Origin of the sequence: Bacillus sp. MD-5 (assembly GCF_002201875.1) — a bacterium.
In the GTDB taxonomy this organism is placed as follows: Bacteria; Bacillota; Bacilli; order Bacillales; family Bacillaceae; genus Bacillus; species Bacillus stercoris.
This window is the reverse complement of record NZ_CP021911.1, coordinates 2695015-2715511: the sequence shown is the minus strand read 5'-3', so window position 1 is coordinate 2715511 and position 20497 is coordinate 2695015. Positions and strand designations below refer to the sequence as shown.

General features: G+C 44.8%; 21 protein-coding genes and 1 other annotated feature. Of the genes, 18 read left to right on the top strand and 3 right to left on the bottom strand.

What is annotated here, in order from left to right:
* Positions 1 to 86 precede the first annotated feature (86 nt).
* The 6 genes from nrdR (at position 87) to thrS (ending at position 6966) form a co-directional block, all read left to right on the top strand.
* Positions 87 to 545: a transcriptional regulator NrdR gene (gene nrdR, locus CDO84_RS13740; RefSeq protein WP_040082169.1), complete on the top strand. Its 459-nt coding sequence runs from the start codon at positions 87 to 89 to the stop codon at positions 543 to 545.
* A gap of 114 nt (positions 546 to 659) precedes the next feature.
* Complete coding sequence (gene dnaB / locus CDO84_RS13735) at positions 660 to 2078, top strand: replicative helicase loading/DNA remodeling protein DnaB (RefSeq protein ID WP_040082171.1); 1419 nt, start codon at positions 660 to 662, stop codon at positions 2076 to 2078.
* Between the two features lie 26 nt (positions 2079 to 2104).
* On the top strand, positions 2105 to 3040 hold the full coding sequence (gene dnaI, locus CDO84_RS13730; RefSeq protein WP_014480531.1) for a primosomal protein DnaI: 936 nt from the start codon (positions 2105 to 2107) through the stop codon (positions 3038 to 3040).
* Positions 3041 to 3073: 33 nt separating this feature from the next.
* Positions 3074 to 3715, top strand: a complete 642-nt coding sequence (locus tag CDO84_RS13725; RefSeq protein ID WP_040082172.1) for a TVP38/TMEM64 family protein — start codon at positions 3074 to 3076, stop codon at positions 3713 to 3715.
* Between the two features lie 78 nt (positions 3716 to 3793).
* Positions 3794 to 4639 carry a putative sporulation protein YtxC gene (gene ytxC / locus CDO84_RS13720; protein ID WP_040082173.1) on the top strand — a complete coding sequence of 282 codons (846 nt, stop codon included), beginning with the start codon at positions 3794 to 3796 and terminating at the stop codon, positions 4637 to 4639.
* Between the two features lie 395 nt (positions 4640 to 5034).
* Entirely contained in the window at positions 5035 to 6966 is a 1932-nt protein-coding gene (gene thrS / locus CDO84_RS13715; protein ID WP_014480529.1) for a threonine--tRNA ligase, read from the top strand.
* A gap of 39 nt (positions 6967 to 7005) precedes the next feature.
* Here thrS and CDO84_RS13710 read toward each other — a convergent pair whose 3' ends face one another.
* Positions 7006 to 7788: an HAD family hydrolase gene (locus CDO84_RS13710; protein ID WP_040082174.1), complete on the bottom strand. Its 783-nt coding sequence runs from the start codon at positions 7786 to 7788 to the stop codon at positions 7006 to 7008.
* 166 nt (positions 7789 to 7954) lie between these two features.
* On the opposite strand from CDO84_RS13710, the gene lytS reads away from it, so the two are divergent.
* The 4 genes from lytS to lrgB all read left to right on the top strand — a co-directional run bounded on the left by lytS (position 7955) and on the right by lrgB (position 11729).
* A complete protein-coding gene (lytS, locus tag CDO84_RS13705; protein ID WP_040082176.1) occupies positions 7955 to 9736 on the top strand; it encodes a two-component system sensor histidine kinase LytS in 1782 nt (593 codons plus the stop codon).
* Entirely contained in the window at positions 9714 to 10439 is a 726-nt protein-coding gene (gene lytT, locus CDO84_RS13700; protein ID WP_014664926.1) for a two-component system response regulator LytT, read from the top strand. The genes lytS and lytT overlap by 23 nt, the downstream gene beginning before the upstream one ends.
* Positions 10440 to 10572: 133 nt before the next feature.
* The gene (gene lrgA / locus CDO84_RS13695) at positions 10573 to 11013 is read left to right on the top strand and encodes an antiholin-like murein hydrolase modulator LrgA (RefSeq protein ID WP_040082178.1); all 441 of its coding nucleotides are present in this window, start codon (positions 10573 to 10575) and stop codon (positions 11011 to 11013) included.
* A gap of 20 nt (positions 11014 to 11033) precedes the next feature.
* Positions 11034 to 11729 (top strand): antiholin-like protein LrgB, encoded by a 696-nt coding sequence (gene lrgB, locus CDO84_RS13690; protein WP_003229482.1) that lies wholly within the window; start codon positions 11034 to 11036, stop codon positions 11727 to 11729.
* Between the two features lie 30 nt (positions 11730 to 11759).
* On the opposite strand, the gene CDO84_RS13685 is transcribed toward lrgB, so the two are convergent.
* The gene (locus CDO84_RS13685) at positions 11760 to 12374 is read right to left on the bottom strand and encodes a hypothetical protein (RefSeq protein ID WP_040082180.1); all 615 of its coding nucleotides are present in this window, start codon (positions 12372 to 12374) and stop codon (positions 11760 to 11762) included.
* A gap of 265 nt (positions 12375 to 12639) precedes the next feature.
* Positions 12640 to 12770: a sequence feature (ribosomal protein L20 leader region), on the top strand.
* A gap of 58 nt (positions 12771 to 12828) precedes the next feature.
* Here CDO84_RS13685 and infC point away from each other — a divergent pair.
* From infC to CDO84_RS13665, 4 genes are read left to right on the top strand one after another with little or no spacing between them, the layout of a single operon-like run.
* Complete coding sequence (gene infC / locus CDO84_RS13680) at positions 12829 to 13350, top strand: translation initiation factor IF-3 (RefSeq protein ID WP_010886591.1); 522 nt, start codon at positions 12829 to 12831, stop codon at positions 13348 to 13350.
* Positions 13351 to 13362: 12 nt separating this feature from the next.
* Positions 13363 to 13563: a 50S ribosomal protein L35 gene (gene rpmI, locus CDO84_RS13675; protein WP_003222418.1), complete on the top strand. Its 201-nt coding sequence runs from the start codon at positions 13363 to 13365 to the stop codon at positions 13561 to 13563.
* Positions 13564 to 13594: 31 nt separating this feature from the next.
* Positions 13595 to 13954, top strand: coding sequence for a 50S ribosomal protein L20 (gene rplT / locus CDO84_RS13670; RefSeq protein WP_014114727.1), 360 nt, complete (start codon positions 13595 to 13597; stop codon positions 13952 to 13954).
* A 55-nt stretch (positions 13955 to 14009) separates the two neighbouring features.
* Complete coding sequence (locus tag CDO84_RS13665; protein ID WP_040082184.1) at positions 14010 to 14279, top strand: DUF1294 domain-containing protein; 270 nt, start codon at positions 14010 to 14012, stop codon at positions 14277 to 14279.
* Positions 14280 to 14295: 16 nt separating this feature from the next.
* On the opposite strand, the gene ysdB is transcribed toward CDO84_RS13665, so the two are convergent.
* Entirely contained in the window at positions 14296 to 14688 is a 393-nt protein-coding gene (ysdB, locus tag CDO84_RS13660) for a sigma W pathway protein YsdB (RefSeq protein WP_003229493.1), read from the bottom strand.
* Positions 14689 to 14871: 183 nt separating this feature from the next.
* Between ysdB and CDO84_RS13655 the strand changes: the two genes are divergently transcribed.
* The 4 genes from CDO84_RS13655 (at position 14872) to araB (ending at position 20494) form a co-directional block, all read left to right on the top strand.
* Entirely contained in the window at positions 14872 to 15957 is a 1086-nt protein-coding gene (locus CDO84_RS13655; protein WP_014664922.1) for a M42 family metallopeptidase, read from the top strand.
* 196 nt (positions 15958 to 16153) lie between these two features.
* A complete protein-coding gene (abnA, locus tag CDO84_RS13650) occupies positions 16154 to 17125 on the top strand; it encodes an arabinan endo-1,5-alpha-L-arabinosidase AbnA (RefSeq protein WP_040082185.1) in 972 nt (323 codons plus the stop codon).
* Positions 17126 to 17307: 182 nt separating this feature from the next.
* The gene (gene araA / locus CDO84_RS13645; RefSeq protein WP_040082187.1) at positions 17308 to 18798 is read left to right on the top strand and encodes an L-arabinose isomerase; all 1491 of its coding nucleotides are present in this window, start codon (positions 17308 to 17310) and stop codon (positions 18796 to 18798) included.
* Positions 18799 to 18811: 13 nt separating this feature from the next.
* Positions 18812 to 20494: a ribulokinase gene (araB, locus tag CDO84_RS13640; RefSeq protein ID WP_040082188.1), complete on the top strand. Its 1683-nt coding sequence runs from the start codon at positions 18812 to 18814 to the stop codon at positions 20492 to 20494.
* The last annotated feature ends 3 nt before the right edge of the window (positions 20495 to 20497 follow it).

Sequence of the window (20497 nt, the reverse complement as noted above, 5' to 3'; positions counted from 1 at the left end):
CGACAGATGCTGTCACATCTATTTTGATAAGGCGGAGGCTGCCGAAAATACATTGCAGGGAACGATATAGTTGGGAGCTGATTTTATTGAAATGTCCTTCATGCCAGCATAACGGAACGCGAGTCCTTGATTCACGGCCTGTGGATGACGGAAAATCGATTCGCCGAAGACGCGAGTGTGAATCCTGCCACTACCGATTTACGACCTTTGAGAAAGTGGAGGAAACCCCGCTCATCGTTGTGAAAAAAGAAGGTGTGCGTGAGGAGTTCAGCAGAGAAAAAATGCTGCGCGGCCTCATAAAAGCATGCGAAAAAAGGCCTGTTTCACTCAAAACGCTTGAAGACATGTGCTTTGATATTGAAAAAGAACTTCGCAATCAAGGCTGCTCTGAGGTGAAGAGTGAGTTCGTCGGAGAAATGGTCATGGACCGGCTGGCTAAGATTGATGAAGTCGCATATGTGCGGTTCGCGTCCGTCTATCGGCAGTTTAAAGATATAAACGTCTTTATCGACGAATTAAAAGACTTAATAAAGAAAGAGCGTTAAAAGAGCTAAGAGGATTCTTCTAGCTCTTTTCTCATGTGCAAAATTGGCATTTGATAGATATAAGAAACGGTGTAAAATGAAAGGTAGAAACAAATTCGGAAGGTTTGAGAATGTATGGCTGACTATTGGAAAGATGTACTGCCTGTAGACCCGTATGTGGTGAAAAGCAGATCGATGCTGCAGGATATTGACAGACAAATTATTACACAACTGTACCAGCCCTTAATCGGCCCTGTTGCATTCTCTCTTTATATGACATTGTGGGGAGAGCTTGAACAAAACCGTCTGTGGGGCGGAGAGTCCACACATAGACAGCTGATGGGGATGACACAGTCCAACTTAAAAACGATCCATCAGGAACAGGGGAAGCTCGAGGGCATCGGATTGCTGAAAGTATATATGAAAGAATCCGAGCGGCAGGAGCGCCTCTTTATATATGAACTCCTTCCGCCGCTCAGGCCAAATGAATTTTTTGAAGACGGAATGCTGAATGTTTTTCTGTACAATAGGGTCGGAAAAACGAAATATCAGCAATTAAAACAATTTTTTACGCACCCGGCTATTTCAGAAGATGCGAAGGACATTACGCGGCCGTTTAATCACGCGTTTGAATCGCTGCAGCCGAGTGAATGGAAGCTCACATCTGATATGGAGGAAACGGTAAGACTTGCCGAGGGGACCGAGTATACTTCTGTCGGACAGGCTCCGTCCTACACCATAACGGAGGATGTGTTTGATTTTGATTTGTTTTTAGCGGGACTTTCTGAGACGATGATTCCGAGAAAAGCGATGACCCAGCAGGTGCGGGACACAATCAAAAAGCTTTCTTATCTGTACGGAATTGACCCATTGCAGATGCAAAATGTCGTGATGAGCGCAATTGATGAGCATGATGTCATTACGACGGAGGCATTAAGAAAAGCGGCCAGCGACTGGTATCAAATCGAAAGAAACGGACAGCTGCCCGATTTAGTGGAAAAAACACAGCCGGTGCATCTGCGTGAAGGCGAAAAACCGGCAGAAGAGGATTCTCTCGACGGGAAGCTGATCGCATTGCTGGAGACGATTTCTCCGAAGAAGCTTCTGCAGGACATTGCTGACGGAACAGAGCCGTCAAAAGCGGATCTGAAAATCATAGAAGAAATTATGTTCGAACAGAAACTCGAGCCAGGCGTCACAAATGTGTTAATTTATTATGTCATGCTGAAAACCGACATGAAGCTGTCGAAAAACTATATTCAAAAAATCGCGTCGCATTGGGCACGAAAAAAGGTAAAAACGGTCAGGGAAGCGATGAAACTCGCGATAGAAGAGAACCGCCAATACCTTGAATGGGCTGAGGGAAAAACAAAGTCTTCGAAACGAAACCAAAAAGTGATTCGCGAAGAAAAGCTTCCTGACTGGATGAAAGAAAAAGAAACAGCGTCCGATTCAGAATCCGGACAGCAGAAGCTGCATCCGCAAGATTTGGAAGAACAGAAGAAAAAGATGATGGAAGAAATGCAAAAACTGAAAAAATACTCTGCCTATTAAAGACAGAGATGCGGGGTGAGGAATAGATGGAACCAATCGGCCGTTCCCTGCAGGGCGTAACCGGCAGGCCGGATTTTCAAAAACGTCTTGAACAAATGAAGGAAAAGGTCATGAAAGATCAAGATGTTCAAGCGTTTTTGAAGGAAAACGAAGAAGTGATTGACCAAAAAATGATCGAAAAGAGCTTAAATAAGCTTTATGAATATATCGAACAAAGCAAGAATTGCTCCTATTGTTCGGAAGACGAAAATTGCAACAATTTGTTGGAGGGCTACCATCCGAAGCTTGTTGTCAATGGGCGGTCTATTGATATCGAATATTATGAATGCCCAGTTAAACGGAAGCTCGACCAGCAGAAAAAACAAAAGTCTCTTATGAAAAGCATGTATATCCAGCAGGATCTTCTCGGTGCGACGTTCCAGCAGGTCGATATCAGTGACCCGAGCAGGCTCGCGATGTTCCAGCATGTTACAGATTTTCTGAAAAGCTATAACGAGACGGGAAAAGGCAAAGGACTATATTTATACGGGAAATTCGGGGTGGGAAAAACGTTTATGCTCGCTGCGATTGCCAATGAGCTGGCTGAAAAAGAATATTCATCCATGATTGTCTATGTGCCCGAATTTGTGAGAGAGCTTAAAAATTCCCTGCAAGACCAAACATTAGAAGAGAAGCTCAATATGGTAAAGACCACACCCGTATTGATGCTAGATGACATCGGAGCTGAATCAATGACAAGCTGGGTCAGGGATGAAGTCATCGGAACAGTGCTTCAACACAGAATGTCCCAGCAGCTGCCTACTTTCTTTTCTTCTAATTTCTCACCTGACGAGCTGAAGCATCATTTTACGTATTCGCAAAGGGGAGAAAAGGAAGAAGTAAAAGCGGCAAGATTAATGGAGCGGATATTATATTTGGCTGCTCCGATCCGCCTTGACGGAGAAAACCGCCGCCATCCGTAACTGCTGCGGTTCAAAGGGGAAGGAACTGAGGGTATGAAACGAAAAACCGCTTTTAAATGGCTGGCAGTGCTGGCAGGTGCAGGTTTAATCTTTTGGGGAAATAAAAGATATTTGAATGTATCGCCGAAAGAGATCAGGATATGGGTATTGTCGTTCGGTGTTTTTGCTCCGCTGATGTTTATCGGGATATCCATCGTCAGGCCGCTCGTTTTATTTCCGGTGTCTGTTATTTCAATAGCGGGCGGACTTGCGTTTGGTCCGCTTCTCGGCACGTTTTATACGTTAGTCGGTTCAATGTGTGCTTCAGCTGTTTCGTTTTTTGCGGCCGGTTTGTTTGCGGCGAAAAAGAACGGCTATTATGAAAAGCTTGAAGCCATCCAGAAGCAAATGGAGGATAACGGATTTTTCTATATCTTCCTTTTAAGAATCCTGCCGATCAATTTTGATTTCGTCAGCTATGCTGCAGGCCTTTCCAATGTCAAAGCGATGCCGTATTTTGCGGCGACGGCTGTGGGAATCATCCCTGGGACCATTGCGCTGAATGTTCTGGGAGCGAGCTTTTTGTCTGGCAATCTGCCAGCTTTCTTTCTTGTTCTCGCTCTGTATATCGTGTTTATTTCGCTGCCATTAATCTTCAGAAAGAAAATGCAAAACTTGTTCCAGGAATCAAATTAAGATTTGCCAGTGACCTTTACGTCTATTTTAAAAACATCCCCCATATACTTGTAACAGATGCCGTAAGGGGGGACAAACATGCTTGAAATAATCTTTGAAGATGACCATGATGCAGCCGCTTTTTTACATCTCATTCAGCATTCGGACGATCGGAACAATATCATTGTCCGTGAAGGCATACGAAAAATCGGGATTAAAAAAGCGAAGCCGGCTTTCTCTATTCAACGTTTTATGGAGCCGATTCTGGTCAAATTTTTTTTGGAATGCAAAGAAGACGAGCATATGCTGTCATTGATTGAGGAAACATATTGTTTCACTGACCAGGATGAACAGCAGCAAATTCTTCAGCTCGCACACAGTATTATTGAAGGTGAAGCAGACGATCTTCAGTTTGAGCCGCTGAAGCTTTCACGGAAACAATCTATTTTGGATGAACTCCAAACGATCTGTTTAGAGGAAGGCGTATTTTACATTCGCTCTTTTCAGACCTTCCGGCTTGGATCATACTATAAGCAGCTGAGAGATATTACAGAAGCAGCGATTGATGAATATAAGATGGAACAGGAATATCAAAACTTTATTCAAACACTCAGAGACTATGTAAACGCCAAACAGCCGCGTATCAAAAAAGTGCATATTGTCCATGATGGTTCCTTTACATTATGGGAGCTGCGCTATGTGCCGGAACGGGAAAAAATGAAATACATAGACAGGCGGTTTGTCCGGGATCATCCTATGTATATTGATTCTCATTTGCTCGCGCCTCTGATTTCCATTGCGCCTGATGAAGTCGTGCTTTATACCGACCAGCCCGAGCACATGATGGCAAGGACCATTCAAAACGTGTTTCAAGAAAGAGTGGAAATGCTTCCGCTGCACGCTTTTTCAGATGCAGAAACAACGGTGAAGCAATCGGAAGGATAAGGGCCGGCAGCCTGTATATATAAGGCTGTCGGTTTAAAAAAAGGAAACGCGGCCGTGTTGATTTTTTGGATTGAACAATTTATAATACATAGGAGATTAAGAAAGACACACGTATTGATAAGGACACGAAGGAATGATACCGGCTCAAAGAGAGGGAAGCCCCGGCTGCAAGCTTCCCAGCTAAGGACCATTCGCTTTACCGCCTTTGAACTTCAGCTGTGAACCCCTTGAAAAGGAACAGTAATGGCTGACGGGAACTCCCGTTACAGAGCTTAGAGCCGCAGGTGCCGTATTGGCTTTGCGGAAAAAAGGGTGGAACCACGATTCCGTTTATTCAACCTCGTCCCTTTCATAGGGGGCGGGGTTTTTTATATGCAAAAAAAGGAGTGACAAAGATGTCAGATATGGTAAAAATCACATTTCCTGATGGAGCAGTCAAGGAGTTTGCGAAAGGAACAACAACAGAAGATATCGCGGCATCCATCAGTCCGGGTTTAAAGAAAAAATCATTAGCCGGAAAACTGAACGGAAAAGAAATCGATTTGAGAACGCCGATCAATGAAGACGGTACAGTGGAAATCATTACAGAAGGCTCGGAAGAAGGTCTTCAAATTATGCGCCATAGTACGGCTCACTTACTGGCTCAAGCGATTAAACGCATCTACAAGGATGTTAAATTCGGCGTCGGTCCGGTCATCGAAAACGGTTTTTACTACGATGTAGAAATGGACGAAGCGATTACACCGGAGGATCTGCCGAAAATCGAGAAAGAAATGAAAAAAATCGTCAATGCGAACCTTCCGATCGTTCGAAAAGAAGTCAGCCGTGAAGAAGCGAAAGCCCGTTTTGCGGAAATCGGTGATGACCTGAAGCTTGAACTATTGGATGCGATTCCTGAAGGAGAAACCGTTTCGATCTATGAGCAAGGCGAATTCTTTGACCTGTGTCGCGGCGTCCACGTTCCTTCAACTGGGAAAATCAAAGAATTTAAGCTGTTAAGCCTTGCAGGCGCATACTGGCGCGGTGACAGCAAAAACCAAATGCTTCAGCGCGTATATGGTACAGCTTTCTTCAAAAAAGCTGATCTTGAAGAGCATCTTCGTATGCTAGAAGAAGCGAAAGAACGCGACCACAGAAAGCTCGGCAAAGAATTAAAGCTGTTTGCGAACTCTCAGAAAGTCGGACAAGGCCTGCCGCTTTGGCTGCCAAAGGGCGCAACAATCCGCCGCGTCATCGAGCGCTACATTGTCGATAAAGAAATAAGCCTTGGCTATGAGCATGTGTATACACCTGTGCTCGGCAGCAAAGAGCTGTATGAAACATCAGGACATTGGGACCATTATCAGGAAGGCATGTTCCCTCCGATGGAAATGGACAATGAAACACTTGTATTGCGTCCGATGAACTGCCCGCACCATATGATGATTTACAAACAAGACATTCACAGCTACCGCGAGCTTCCGATTCGGATTGCGGAGCTGGGAACGATGCACCGCTATGAAATGTCAGGTGCGCTGTCAGGGCTTCAACGCGTACGCGGAATGACGTTAAACGATGCACACATCTTTGTGCGCCCGGATCAAATTAAGGATGAGTTTATCCGTACAGTTCGTTTAATCCAGGATGTATATGAGGATTTCGGTTTAAGTGATTACACATTCCGTCTGTCTTACCGCGATCCGGAAGATACAGAGAAATATTTTGATGACGATGAAATGTGGAACAAAGCGCAATCCATGCTGAAAGAGGCAATGGACGAAATCGGCCATGACTATTACGAAGCAGAAGGTGAAGCGGCATTCTACGGCCCTAAACTTGATGTTCAAGTAAAAACTGCAATCGGCAAAGAAGAAACATTGTCTACGGTTCAGCTTGATTTCTTATTGCCGGAACGTTTCGATCTGACATACATCGGTGAAGACGGCAAGCAGCACCGCCCGGTTGTCATTCACAGAGGCGTCGTCTCCACAATGGAACGCTTTGTCGCCTTCTTAATCGAAGAACACAAAGGCGCGCTGCCGACATGGCTTGCACCGGTTCAGTTCCAAGTTATCCCGGTTTCTCCGGCTGTGCATTTAGACTACGCGAAAAAAGTGCAGGAACGCCTGCAGCGTGAAGGCCTGCGTGTTGAAGTCGACAGCCGCGATGAAAAAATCGGCTACAAAATCCGTGAAGCACAAATGCAAAAAATCCCGTACATGCTGGTGGTCGGTGACCAAGAAGCAGAAAACGGCGCGGTAAACGTGCGGAAATACGGTGAACAGAACTCTGAAACGATTTCTCTTGATGAGTTTGTGAAAAAGGCAGTAGCTGAAGCGAAAAAATAAAATAAAAAAGCATGATCTCATTGAAGAGATCATGCTTTTTTATTTCTCTAATATAGGAAACAAATCATGAAGGCTGCTGATGATGTAATCAGGCGATACGTCAGTTTCGTTTTTCTTATCCGTCCGGTTGATCCAAACGGTTTTGATTCCGGCTCTTGAAGCGCCTAAAATATCAGTATTCAAATTATCGCCGACCATGATGGCATCGTCTTTTTCAATATTCATCAGCTTAAGGCAATGTTCAAAAATGGAAACATCCGGCTTGCCCTTGCCGAATGCGCCAGAGATGACGATTTCATTGAAGTAAGGGGCGAGCTCAGGCACACCAGCAAGCTTCTCCTTTTGCAGACTCGGATCGCCATTAGTCAAAAGCAATAATTCATATTTGCCTTTTAATTGATCGAGTACAGCAAATGTTTCATCATATACAAACGGGCGTTTTCTGCGCTCTGCCGCAAAAAACTCTCCTAAGTATTCGCCATATGCAGGATCATTGATCCCAAGCGCTTTCAGTCCGTTTGTCCATGCGTTTCTTCTATACTCCGGCACAATCTTGTTCAGCTTTTGAAAGCCCTCGCTGATAGGCTCTGAGAAATTGGACCACAGTCCTTCAAACGGGTTAATGCCGATCATCACTGTATATGGATACGTCTCATATGACATGTACAATTCTCTCGCCGCTTCGCGAACAGCTGCTTCGAATTCCTCCGGGTCAAGGCCATATTTTTTCTCCGCCTGTAAGCAAGTTTCTGCAAATGTTGTTCTGACGCTTTTTTCGTCCCAAAGTAGTGTATCATCTAAATCAAAAAATACGGCTTTCATGATCTTCTCCTCTGCTTCAGATTCAAATCTTTCTGCCAAAAGGCTCATGTTTTATTTTACAATAGATAAAAGCCTTGTGAAATATGTTTTCAGATGATTTTAAAAAAACAGTCAGCCGCAAAACGAAAACATGCTAGAATGAAAACGGAAAGAACAGGTGACATGAATGATTCATTTGATGATTATGATGCTTGAGAGGGTAGGGATTATTGTTATATTAGGGTTCATTCTCGCCCATACGAAACTTTTCAGACAAGCTCTTCAGAATCAGGACGGCTATAAAGGAAAAGCGGTTTTGATTTCTATTTTTTCTCTTTTCAGCATCATCAGTAATTATACAGGTATCGAAATTCAAAGAAATATGATCGTAAACAATGACTGGGTGCTTACGATAGATCCATCGGGCTCTATCGCGAATACCCGTATTTTGGGTGTGGAAATCGGAGGCCTTCTCGGAGGTCCGTTTGTAGGGACTGGAATTGGCATACTGGCGGGCCTGCATCGTCTTTCACTCGGTGGCAGCACGGCCTTAAGCTGTGCCGTGTCATCCATTTTAGCGGGTGTTCTTGCAGGCTTGATCGGCAGGTATTTTACGAAGCGATATCGAATGCCGACACCGCGTATCGCCGCTCTTGTGGGAATCGGCATGGAGTCCCTGCAAATGCTCATTATTTTGCTGATGGCAAAGCCGTTCAGTGACGCTTGGGAGCTTGTCAGCATGATCGGGATTCCGATGATCCTGATCAATGGTACAGGAAGTTTTATTTTTCTGTCGATTATTCAAGCAATCATTCGCAAGGAAGAGCAGGCGAGGGCTCTCGAAACGCATCGAGTGCTGACAATTGCTGATCAGACACTTCCATTTTTTCGCCAAGGATTAAATGAAAACTCCTGTAAAAGTGTGGCGGCTATTATCCATAAGCTGACTGGGACAGATGCGGTGTCGCTCACTGATAAAAAAAAGATCCTTGCGCATGTCGGCGCGGGCATGGATCACCACATTCCATCAAAAAGCTTGATCACCGGCCTGTCTAAAAAGGTAATTAAAACAGGGCAGATCATGAAGGCGATTTCGAAGGAAGAGATTGAATGCACGCATGCTGAATGCCCTTTGCATGCCGCAATTGTCCTGCCGCTGACATCGAACGGCAACACAATCGGCACCTTAAAAATGTATTTTAAAAGCCCGGCAGGCCTTAGCCAGGTAGAGGAGGAGCTTGCTGAGGGACTGGCCATGCTGTTTTCGACACAGCTTGAGCTTGGGGAAGCAGAGCTGCAAAGCAAGCTTCTCAAGGATGCTGAAATCAAGGCGCTTCAAGCACAGGTGAATCCGCATTTTTTATTTAATGCGATCAACACGATTTCTGCGCTCTGCCGCACAGATGTTGAAAAAACCCGCAAGCTCCTATTGCAGCTCAGTGTTTATTTTCGTTCAAACCTTCAAGGAGCGAGACAGCTGCTGATCCCGCTCTCAAAGGAGTTAAACCATCTTAACGCCTATTTGTCATTAGAACAGGCGCGTTTTCCCGGGAAATATAAAATTGAGCTCAATATCGACAGCAGACTGGAGCAGATTGAAATCCCTCCGTTTGTTTTGCAGGTGCTAGTCGAGAACGCGCTTCGGCACGCGTTTCCGAAAAAACAAGACATGTGCAAGGTTACAGTCTGTGTCATATCTGATAATGCGTCCGTCTATATGAAGGTGACGGATAACGGACGCGGAATACCGGCGGACGTCCTGCAGGAACTGGGGAAGAAGCCATTTCCGTCTAAGGAGGGAACCGGGACAGCGCTTTATAACCTAAATCAGCGGCTGATCGGTTTATTCGGACAGCAGGCTGCGCTGCATATCAGCAGTGAGGTTCATAAAGGGACAGAGGTTTCCTTTCAAGTGCCAATGCAACAGATGAAAGAGGGAGAAGAACATGCTCAGGGTGTTAATAGTTGATGATGAGATGCTGGCAAGGGATGAACTGGCTTACTTGCTTAAGCGGACCAATGAGGAAATGGAAATCAATGAAGCGGAAAATATCGAATCCGCTTTTGACCAAATGATGGATCAAAAACCTGATTTGCTGTTTTTAGACGTTGATTTATCCGGAGAGAACGGTTTTGATATCGCAAAGCGATTGAAGAAAATGAAGCATCCTCCTGCTGTTGTGTTCGCGACAGCGTATGACCAGTATGCGCTCAAAGCGTTTGAGGTAGATGCTCTTGATTATTTAACCAAACCTTTCGATGAGGAAAGAATTCAGCAAACGCTGAAAAAATACAAAAAAGTCAATCGGGATATTGTCGAAACAGATCAAAACAGCCATGCCGGGCAGCATAAGCTCGCGCTATCTGTGGGAGAATCGATTGTGATCGTGGATACGAAGGACATTATCTATGCTGGAACAGAGGATGGCCATGTTAATGTAAAAACCTTCGATCATTCTTATACGGTCAGCGAGACGCTTGTTGTGATTGAGAAAAAGCTTCCGGATTCTGATTTTATCCGCGTCCATCGGAGCTTTGTCGTCAATACCGAATATATTAAAGAAATTCAGCCATGGTTTAATTCAACGTATAATCTGATCATGAAAGACGGATCGAAAATACCGGTCAGCCGGACATATGCGAAAGAATTGAAAAAGCTGCTCCATATTTGATGGGCGGCTTTTTGCATTTCAGCCATTTGATTCTGCAACTCAGACCCGCTATTCGGCATGTTACCTTGTAAGCGCTTCATAATAAGGGATTCTTATTTATAATGAGGGTACCAAAGAGAAAGAGGTGAAGAAAATGAGTGCTAAAAAAGTGTACGGGTTTTTAACACAAGCATTTATTTTTGCCGTCATTATGCTGGTTTCGAGTATGATTGCCGCTATTGTCCCAATACCTATCCCCGCATCGGTTGTAGGGTTGGTCTTATTATTTCTCCTATTATGTTTGAAAGTCATTAAACTGGAACAAGTGGAAACGCTCGGAACGTCTTTAACCTCTCTGATCGGATTTTTATTTGTTCCGTCAGGTATATCTGTTATGAATTCGCTTGGTGTGATGCAGCAATACGGCCTGCAAATTGTTCTTGTCATTCTGCTCGCAACGATTATTTTGCTGGGGGCTACGGGATTGTTTTCTCAGCTGATTCTTTCGCTGGGCGGAAATCGCAAAACTGCAGCGGACATGAAAACAAAAACAGTGCAAAGCCCGCAGAACAATAACGAACTTGTTCACCATTAAGGAAACAGGAGGTTCATCACATGGAAAGCACAATGAGTCCTTATTTTGGGATTGTCGTATCACTTGCTGCATTCGGCATCGGCACCTTTTTATTTAAGAAAACAAAAGGCTTCTTCCTTTTCACTCCTTTGTTTGTTGCCATGGTGCTTGGGATCGCATTTTTAAAAATCGGCGGTTTTTCCTACGCAGACTATAATAACGGAGGAGAAATCATTAAGTTTTTCCTGGAACCGGCAACGATTGCTTTTGCCATTCCTTTGTACAAACAAAGAGATAAGCTTAAAAAATACTGGTGGCAAATCATGGCCTCCATTATTGCCGGGTCTATCTGCTCTGTCACGATTGTTTATTTGCTCGCAAAAGGCATTCATCTCGATTCGGCCGTAATGAAAAGCATGCTTCCGCAGGCGGCTACAACGGCAATTGCGCTTCCTTTATCAAAAGGCATCGGGGGCATCAGCGACATCACAGCCTTTGCGGTCATCTTTAACGCTGTCATCGTATATGCGCTCGGAGCATTGTTCTTGAAGGTGTTTAAAGTAAAGAATCCGATTTCTAAAGGATTGGCTCTCGGAACATCCGGACATGCACTTGGTGTAGCGGTCGGGATTGAGATGGGAGAAGTTGAAGCTGCGATGGCGAGTATTGCGGTTGTCGTAGTAGGAGTGGTAACGGTTCTTGTCATTCCTGTGTTCGTGCAGTTGATTGGAGGATAAGCCAAGGCATTCAGCCCTGGCTTTTTTCTTTTATGGTGCGTCTTCGGGATCGATATACCCTTGTTTAATGCCCCATTCTACTTGATCGTCATGCCACTTTTTTCGTTCTTCATAACCATAACCATCGTCATCAGGAAGCTCTGAAGCTGGCTGTTGAATGGTTTTATCTGTCTGGCTCGAGGAAGAATTAGATGAGGGTGCCTCGGTCTGCTGCCGTTGTGCCTGCGATTGCCGCTTTTTTTCAGCATTCGCTTTCTGCTCTTTTTGGATTGCTGCCTGTCGCTGTCTTTCAAGTTCAGCTTGTTTTTCTGCTTCCGCTAATCGCTGTCTCTCTGCTGCTTCCTTCTGCTGTTTCTTTCGTTTCGCCTCCCGCTCTTTTTCAAGCTTTTTCTCGGCGGCGATTTGTCTTTGCTTTTCAGCTTCTTCTTTTGCCTTCCGCTTTCCTAACTCAGTAGCGAGTGGACTCTCGAACTTCGTGTCTAATGAAACGGGTTTTAGTTTTTTTAGCTCTTTCTCCAGCTCCTTTTCAGGAAATGCTGCAGTTGTCTTAACAGTTTCGACTTTTGGTTCGGAAGATGTGCTGCTATTCGAGCAACCGGTTAATATCAATGTGAAAAATAAAGCAAGCTGTATCAGTTTGTTCATGTGTCAGGCTCCCTTCTGCTTCTTATATCGGTCAGAGATTAACTTTGTTTTACATTTCTTCCTGTCGGTGGTTTTGTTGTAAATTGCGAAATAGGGAGTAGGTTGGGGAGTTGTTGGTTCTTCACATTCTGGTTGAGGATGAAAGATTTTCTTTTTCTCTCTTGCGCTCATAGAAAACCCATGTTACAATGTAAAAGTTGTTCCGGATAAGTCGTCCTTGACTAAAGATCCGGTATTGTGTAGAATAGTTATTGAATTGAATATAAATCACAAGCAGAAGCACCCGCTTCTCACCTGATTGACACATGCATGTAGTTGGCAGGTTGACCGTACATTTTTATTGATACAGATGTTCGTAGTGTGGGTGTTTTATAATGCCCACACTTTTTGTTTGCCTGCAGAATGCAGTCAAAATGAGTTGTGAATCAATTCGAAGAAACTATGGAGGTGGCTCATTATTAGCAAAGATCAATTGGTTAATGAGGGTATCCGTGCACGTGAGGTCCGTTTAATCGGACAAAATGGCGACCAGCTTGGCATCAAGTCCCGTCAGGAAGCACTTGAAATCGCCGGCCGCGCAAATCTTGACCTTGTGTTAGTTGCAGCGAATGCAAAACCGCCTGTCTGCCGAATCATGGACTACGGTAAGTTCCGATTTGAGCAACAGAAAAAGGAAAAAGAAGCACGCAAGAATCAAAAAATCATTAACTTAAAAGAAGTTCGGTTAAGTCCGACAATCGATGAGCATGACTTTAACACGAAATTGCGCAATGCGATTAAATTCCTTGAAAAAGGCGATAAAGTGAAAGCTTCTATCCGCTTTAAAGGACGCGCAATCACTCATAAAGAAATCGGTCAGCGTGTGTTAGACCGTTTTTCTGAAGCATGTGCTGAGGTTGCGACTGTCGAAACAAAACCAAAAATGGACGGCCGCAGCATGTTCTTAATGCTCGCGCCGAAAAACGAAAAGCAATAAGGAGGAAATCCCATGCCAAAAATGAAAACTCACCGCGGATCTGCTAAACGTTTTAAAAAGACAGGTTCTGGGAAGTTAAAACGTTCTCACGCGTATACAAGTCACTTATTCGCTAACAAATCTCAAAAGCAAAAGCGTAAGCTTCGCAAGAGTGCTGTTGTAAGTGCAGGAGACTTCAAACGTATCAAACAAATGCTTGCTAACATCAAGTAATCGGATAAGGAACAATTAGGAGGGAAATTTAATGCCAAGAGTAAAAGGCGGAACTGTTGCGCGTAAGCGTCGTAAAAAGGTTCTTAAATTAGCAAAAGGTTATTTCGGTTCAAAACATACATTATACAAAGTAGCTAACCAGCAGGTCATGAAATCTGGAAACTATGCTTTCCGTGACCGTCGTCAGAAAAAACGTGATTTCCGTAAACTTTGGATCACTCGTATCAACGCAGCTGCTCGCATGAACGGCCTTTCTTACAGCCGTTTAATGCACGGTCTTAAGCTTTCTGGTATCGAAGTAAACCGTAAAATGCTTGCTGATCTTGCTGTAAACGATCTTACTGCATTCAATCAGCTTGCTGATGCTGCTAAAGCTCAATTAAACAAGTAATCATATAGAGCCGCTCTCCAGTAGAGCGGCTTTTTTATATAAAGGATGAGGCAACATGGTTATTGCAGTCTATTTGGTGTTGATGAATCTGTGCGGTTTTTGGGTGATGGGCGTTGACAAACGCAAAGCGCAGCAGCACAAATGGAGAATTTCTGAAGACCGGCTGTGGCTGATAGCCATCGTGTTTGGAGCGCTCGGTGTCTGGCTTGGCATGCAAACCTTCAGACATAAAACGAAACACGCTTCTTTTAAGTACGGAGTACCGCTCCTTCTGGTAATAGAAGCGATTCTCATTGGTATTTACTACAGTCCGTTTGATTTATAAAAAGCAGAAAAGCGTTTTAACGCTCTTCTGCTTTTTTTGCAAGTTTAATGGGCTGGTCCCAGTCAATTTTACAATTTGGATATCGTTCCAGCACTTTTTCTTCAATGTTCTCAAAATCTTTTGCAGAGAAATGCTTCAGCTTCTCAGGAGATTCTGTCCAGACAAAGATGGTGTGAATAAACAGCGGATGATCTTTGGAAGGAATATGCTTTTCTCCTTCAAAAAGCACGCCTTTATACGTCAGCTGAAAGTTCTTTCGGGTATTGTTCTGTTCATCGATAATATAAAAATGTTCTTTTGATTGGGCCAGCTTAAGCCTTCTCTTTGGATTCGCGACATATTTGACCACGGCATAAATACAATAAGCAAAAAGTGCAAGCAAAATAATCCTTAGAACCATGACAAACATTGTGTGAAGGCACCTCCCTTATTGTGATGATCTGATGTAATACGAAGAGCATAGAAAAAAGTTTCACTTTTTCTAAAAGAAAGTTCTAAAAACATATACCCGATTTTCAAGTGAAATAGTCGTATGGTTAGCGCCATGTTTTGTATAATAAGAATGCAGGACTGATGAAGGAGGGTTTGAAACATGGAAAAATTAGATAAAACATTGACCATGCTGAAAGATTTAACAGATGCAAAAGGCATACCGGGCAATGAAAGAGAAGTAAGGCAAGTGATGAAATCATACATAGAACCATTTGCTGATGAGGTGACAACAGATCGACTGGGCAGTTTAATTGCTAAAAAAACTGGTGCAGAAAATGGCCCGAAAATTATGATCGCCGGACATTTGGATGAAGTCGGCTTTATGGTGACACAAATCACAGATAAAGGCTTTATCCGTTTTCAAACCGTTGGCGGCTGGTGGGCTCAGGTTATGCTTGCCCAGCGCGTCACCATCGTCACAAAAAAAGGAGAAATCACAGGGGTTATCGGATCTAAGCCGCCTCATATTTTGTCTCCTGAAGCAAGAAAAAAATCAGTGGAAATAAAAGATATGTTTATTGATATCGGAGCTTCAAGCCGGGAAGAAGCCTTGGAGTGGGGCGTGCTCCCGGGAGATATGATTGTTCCGCATTTTGAATTTACGGTTATGAACAATGAAAAATTCCTGCTCGCAAAGGCTTGGGACAATCGCATCGGCTGTGCGATTGCAATTGATGTATTAAGAAACTTACAAAACACTGATCATCCAAACATTGTGTATGGCGTCGGAACCGTGCAGGAGGAAGTCGGCCTGAGGGGAGCGAAAACGGCTGCACACACCATACAGCCTGATATTGCGTTTGGGGTCGATGTAGGAATCGCAGGAGACACGCCTGGCATTTCCGAGAAGGAAGCGCAAAGCAAAATGGGTAAAGGCCCGCAGATTATCGTTTACGATGCATCTATGGTCTCTCACAAAGGTTTGCGCGATGCAGTTGTCGCTACCGCGGAAGAAGCAGGCATTCCGTACCAGTTTGATTCGATTGCCGGCGGCGGAACTGATTCGGGAGCCATCCATTTGACGGCAAATGGCGTTCCTGCGCTGTCCATTACCATTGCAACGCGCTACATTCATACGCACGCAGCCATGCTGCATCGTGATGACTATGAAAACGCCGTTAAGTTAATTACAGAAGTCATTAAGAAGCTAGATCGTAAAACGGTTGATGAAATTACGTACCAATAAAGATACGGAGGAATCCGCCTCAACAGGCGGATTCTATTTTTTTGTCTGTACAAATTACAGCGGAGTGACTACAATAAAGAGGATACCGAAAATGTCCTGAACATGAAGATCTACGATACCCAGCTCATTTGAAAGGAAGGGAGGGTAAACAATCTATTTTGTAAGCGCTTTCTAATTTAAGGGAGGATGAACAAAATTGAAAACAAAAAAAACATGGAAACGTTTCTTTCACTTTTCGAGTGCCGCTCTGGCTGCAGGTTTGTTATTCACTTCCGCTGCTCCCGCAGAGGCCGCGTTTTGGGGTGCATCCAATGAGCTGCTTCATGACCCGACTATGATTAAAGAGGGGAGCTCATGGTATGCGCTCGGCACCGGGCTTACGGAAGAACGGGGACTGCGGGTGTTGAAGTCTTCAGACGCTAAAAATTGGACCGTACAAAAATCTATTTTCAGCACACCGCTATCGTGGTGGTCCAATTATGTGCCGAATTACGAGCCAAACCAATGGGCGCCGGACATCCAATACTATAACGGAAAGTACTGGCTGTATTATTCTGTTTCTTCTTTTGGAAGCAATACATCTGCCATTGGCCTGGCATCTTCCACAAGCATCAGTTCGGGGAGTTGGAAGGACGAGGGCTTGGTGATTCGTTCGACAAGCTCAAATAATTATAACGCCATTGATCCGGAGCTGACATTCGACAAGGATGGCAACCCATGGCTCGCGTTCGGCTCGTTTTGGACGGGCATTAAGCTGACCAAGCTTGATAAGAATACGATGAAGCCTACAGGCTCGCTCTATTCGATTGCAGCCAGACCGAATAATGGCGGTGCGCTGGAAGCCCCTACTCTTACGTATCAAAATGGTTACTACTATTTAATGGTTTCATTTGATAAATGCTGTGCCGGCGTAAACAGTACGTACAAAATTGCTTACGGAAGATCTAAAAACATTACAGGACCTTATCTTGATAAAAGCGGAAAAAGCATGCTCGAAGGCGGAGGCACCATTTTGGATTCGGGCAATGACCAGTGGAAAGGACCTGGAGGCCAGGATATTGTAAATGGAAACATTCTTGTTCGCCATGCCTATGATGCCAATAACAACGGCATTCCAAAGCTTCTTATCAATGATTTGAATTGGAGCTCGGGCTGGCCGTCCTATTGAATCAAAAAGCCGGGGGCAGAGCCCGGCTTTTTTTAAAAGAAAAGATTGACAGTGTAATAGTCAATTACTATAATGAAGTTGTTCGTACAAATTATTATTTATAGGTTTGTTTTCTATCATTAGTACGTATCTTTTTTCTTGTGTTTGAAAGCGTTTTATTTTATGGGAAAGGGGCAGTTTACATGCTTCAGACAAAGGATTATGAATTCTGGTTTGTGACAGGAAGCCAGCACCTATACGGGGAAGAAACGCTGGAACTGGTGGATCAGCATGCGAAAAGCATTTGTGAGGGGCTCAGCGGGGTTTCTTCCAGATATAAAATGGTTCATAAGCCCCTCGTCACTTCACCGGAAACGATTAGAGAGCTGTTAAGAGAAGCGGAGTACAGTGAGACGTGCGCTGGCATTATTACATGGATGCACACATTTTCCCCTGCAAAAATGTGGATAGAAGGCCTTTCCTCTTATCAAAAACCGCTTTTGCATTTGCATACCCAATATAATCGCGATATTCCGTGGGGTACGATTGACATGGATTTTATGAACAGCAACCAATCCGCGCATGGCGATCGAGAGTACGGTTACATCAACTCGCGAATGGGGCTTAGCCGAAAAGTCATTGCCGGCTATTGGGATGATGAAGAAGTGAAAAAAGAAATGTCCCAGTGGATGGATACGGCGGCTGCATTAAATGAAAGCAGACATATTAAGGTTGCCAGATTTGGAGATAACATGCGTCATGTCGCGGTAACCGACGGAGACAAGGTCGGAGCGCATATTCAATTTGGCTGGCAGGTTGACGGATATGGCATCGGAGATCTTGTTGAAGTGATGAATCGCATTACGGACGACGAGGTTGACACGCTTTATGCGGAATATGACAGATTATATGTGATCAGCGAGGAAACAAAACGTGACGAAGCAAAGGTAGCGTCCATTAAAGAGCAGGCGAAAATTGAACTAGGCTTAACCGCTTTTCTTGAACAAGGCGGATACACAGCGTTTACGACATCGTTTGAAGTGCTGCACGGAATGAAACAGCTGCCGGGACTTGCCGTTCAGCGCCTGATGGAGAAAGGTTACGGTTTCGCCGGTGAAGGGGATTGGAAGACAGCGGCCCTTGTACGGATGATGAAAATCATGGCCAAAGGAAAAAGAACTTCCTTCATGGAAGATTACACGTACCATTTTGAACCGGGAAATGAAATGATTCTGGGCTCTCACATGCTTGAAGTGTGTCCGACTGTCGCTTTGGATCAGCCGAAAATCGAGGTTCACCCGCTTTCGATCGGCGGCAAGGAGGACCCTGCGCGTTTTGTATTTAACGGCATCAGCGGTTCGGCCATTCAAGCCAGCATTGTTGATATTGGCGGGCGTTTCCGCCTTGTGCTGAATGAAGTCAACGGCCAGGAAATTGAAAAAGACATGCCGAATCTGCCGGTGGCCCGAGTTCTCTGGAAGCCGGAGCCGTCATTGAAAACAGCAGCGGAGGCATGGATTTTAGCCGGCGGCGCACACCATACCTGCCTGTCTTATGAACTGACAGCGGAGCAAATGCTTGATTGGGCGGAAATGGCGGGGATCGAAAGTGTTCTCATTTCCCGTGATACGACAATTCATAAACTGAAACACGAGTTAAAATGGAACGAGGCGCTTTACCGGCTTCAAAAGTAGAGGGGGATGTCACATGGCTTACACTATAGGGGTTGATTTTGGAACTTTATCTGGAAGAGCGGTGTTGGTTCATGTCCAAACAGGGGAGGAACTTGCGTCTGCTGTAAAAGAATACAGGCATGCTGTCATTGATACCGTCCTGCCCAAAACGGGCCAAAAGCTGCCGCGCGACTGGGCGCTGCAGCACCCTGCTGATTATCTCGAAGTCTTGGAAACAACCATTCCGTCTTTACTTGAACAGACGGGCGTTGAACCAAAAGACATTATCGGAATTGGGATTGATTTCACGGCATGTACAATCCTTCCTATTGACAGCAGCGGACAGCCGTTGTGCATGCTGCCTGAATATGAAGAGGAGCCGCACAGCTATGTGAAGCTCTGGAAGCATCATGCGGCACAAAAACATGCTGATCGGCTCAATCAAATCGCGGAAGAAGAAGGAGAGGCTTTTTTACAGCGGTACGGAGGAAAAATTTCATCAGAATGGATGATTCCAAAGGTCATGCAAATAGCTGAGGAAGCGCCTCACATTTATGAAGCGGCTGACCGGATCATCGAGGCTGCGGACTGGATCGTGTACCAGCTGTGCGGCTCGCTCAAGCGAAGCAACTGTACTGCAGGGTATAAAGCGATTTGGAGTGAAAAAGCGGGATATCCGTCAGATGGTTTTTTTGAGAAATTAAACCCTTCAATGAAAACGATTACAAGAGATAAATTGGCAGGGCCGATTCATTCAGTAGGGGAAAAAGCCGGCGGCCTGACTGACAAAATGGCAAAGCTGACAGGGCTTCTTCCGGGAACGGCTGTTGCGGTTGCCAATGTGGATGCTCATGTTTCCGTGCCGGCGGTCGGCATCACAGAGCCAGGGAAAATGCTGATGATTATGGGAACCTCAACGTGCCATGTTCTTCTTGGTGAAGAGGTGCATATCGTTCCAGGGATGTGCGGCGTTGTGGACAACGGAATTCTCCCGGGCTATGCGGGATATGAAGCCGGACAGTCCTGTGTTGGCGATCATTTTGACTGGTTTGTGAAAACGTGTGTTCCGCAAGCGTATCAAGAGGAAGCAAAGGAAAAAAACATTGGCATTCATGAGCTGCTGAGTGAGAAAGCAAACCATCAAGCGCCGGGTGAAAGCGGCCTGCTTGCTTTAGATTGGTGGAATGGCAACCGTTCAACTCTTGTTGATGCAGATTTAACAGGGATGCTGCTTGGCATGACCCTGCTGACGAAGCCTGAAGAGATTTATAGAGCGTTAGTTGAAGCGACAGCCTACGGAACACGGATGATTATCGAAACGTTCAAAGAAAGCGGGGTTCCGATTGAGGAGCTGTTCGCAGCCGGCGGAATTGCTGAGAAAAACCCGTTTGTCATGCAGATTTATGCGGATGTGACAAACATGGACATTAAAATCTCTGGGTCACCGCAAGCCCCAGCCTTAGGATCTGCCATTTTCGGCGCGCTTGCAGCAGGCAAAGAAAAAGGCGGATACGACGACATCAAAGACGCAGCGGCGAACATGGGAAAACTGAAAGATATATCTTATACGCCAAATGCCGAAAATGCCGCGGTCTATGAAAAATTGTACGCTGAATATAAAGAGCTGGTTCATTATTTCGGAAAAGAAAACCATGTCATGAAGCGTCTGAAAACCATCAAAAATCTTCAATTTTCATCTGCCGCCAAAAAGAATTGATAA

Coding starts and splice junctions, on each gene's coding strand:
- dnaB (WP_040082171.1), top strand. CDS start 660: ATGGCTGACTATTGGAAAGATGTACTGCCTGTAGACCCGTATGTGGTG.
- dnaI (WP_014480531.1), top strand. CDS start 2,105: ATGGAACCAATCGGCCGTTCCCTGCAGGGCGTAACCGGCAGGCCGGAT.
- CDO84_RS13725 (WP_040082172.1), top strand. CDS start 3,074: ATGAAACGAAAAACCGCTTTTAAATGGCTGGCAGTGCTGGCAGGTGCA.
- ytxC (WP_040082173.1), top strand. CDS start 3,794: ATGCTTGAAATAATCTTTGAAGATGACCATGATGCAGCCGCTTTTTTA.
- thrS (WP_014480529.1), top strand. CDS start 5,035: ATGTCAGATATGGTAAAAATCACATTTCCTGATGGAGCAGTCAAGGAG.
- CDO84_RS13710 (WP_040082174.1), bottom strand. CDS start 7,788: ATGAAAGCCGTATTTTTTGATTTAGATGATACACTACTTTGGGACGAA.
- lytS (WP_040082176.1), top strand. CDS start 7,955: ATGATTCATTTGATGATTATGATGCTTGAGAGGGTAGGGATTATTGTT.
- lytT (WP_014664926.1), top strand. CDS start 9,714: ATGCTCAGGGTGTTAATAGTTGATGATGAGATGCTGGCAAGGGATGAA.
- lrgA (WP_040082178.1), top strand. CDS start 10,573: ATGAGTGCTAAAAAAGTGTACGGGTTTTTAACACAAGCATTTATTTTT.
- lrgB (WP_003229482.1), top strand. CDS start 11,034: ATGGAAAGCACAATGAGTCCTTATTTTGGGATTGTCGTATCACTTGCT.
- CDO84_RS13685 (WP_040082180.1), bottom strand. CDS start 12,374: ATGAACAAACTGATACAGCTTGCTTTATTTTTCACATTGATATTAACC.
- rpmI (WP_003222418.1), top strand. CDS start 13,363: ATGCCAAAAATGAAAACTCACCGCGGATCTGCTAAACGTTTTAAAAAG.
- rplT (WP_014114727.1), top strand. CDS start 13,595: ATGCCAAGAGTAAAAGGCGGAACTGTTGCGCGTAAGCGTCGTAAAAAG.
- CDO84_RS13665 (WP_040082184.1), top strand. CDS start 14,010: ATGGTTATTGCAGTCTATTTGGTGTTGATGAATCTGTGCGGTTTTTGG.
- ysdB (WP_003229493.1), bottom strand. CDS start 14,688: ATGTTTGTCATGGTTCTAAGGATTATTTTGCTTGCACTTTTTGCTTAT.
- CDO84_RS13655 (WP_014664922.1), top strand. CDS start 14,872: ATGGAAAAATTAGATAAAACATTGACCATGCTGAAAGATTTAACAGAT.
- araA (WP_040082187.1), top strand. CDS start 17,308: ATGCTTCAGACAAAGGATTATGAATTCTGGTTTGTGACAGGAAGCCAG.
- araB (WP_040082188.1), top strand. CDS start 18,812: ATGGCTTACACTATAGGGGTTGATTTTGGAACTTTATCTGGAAGAGCG.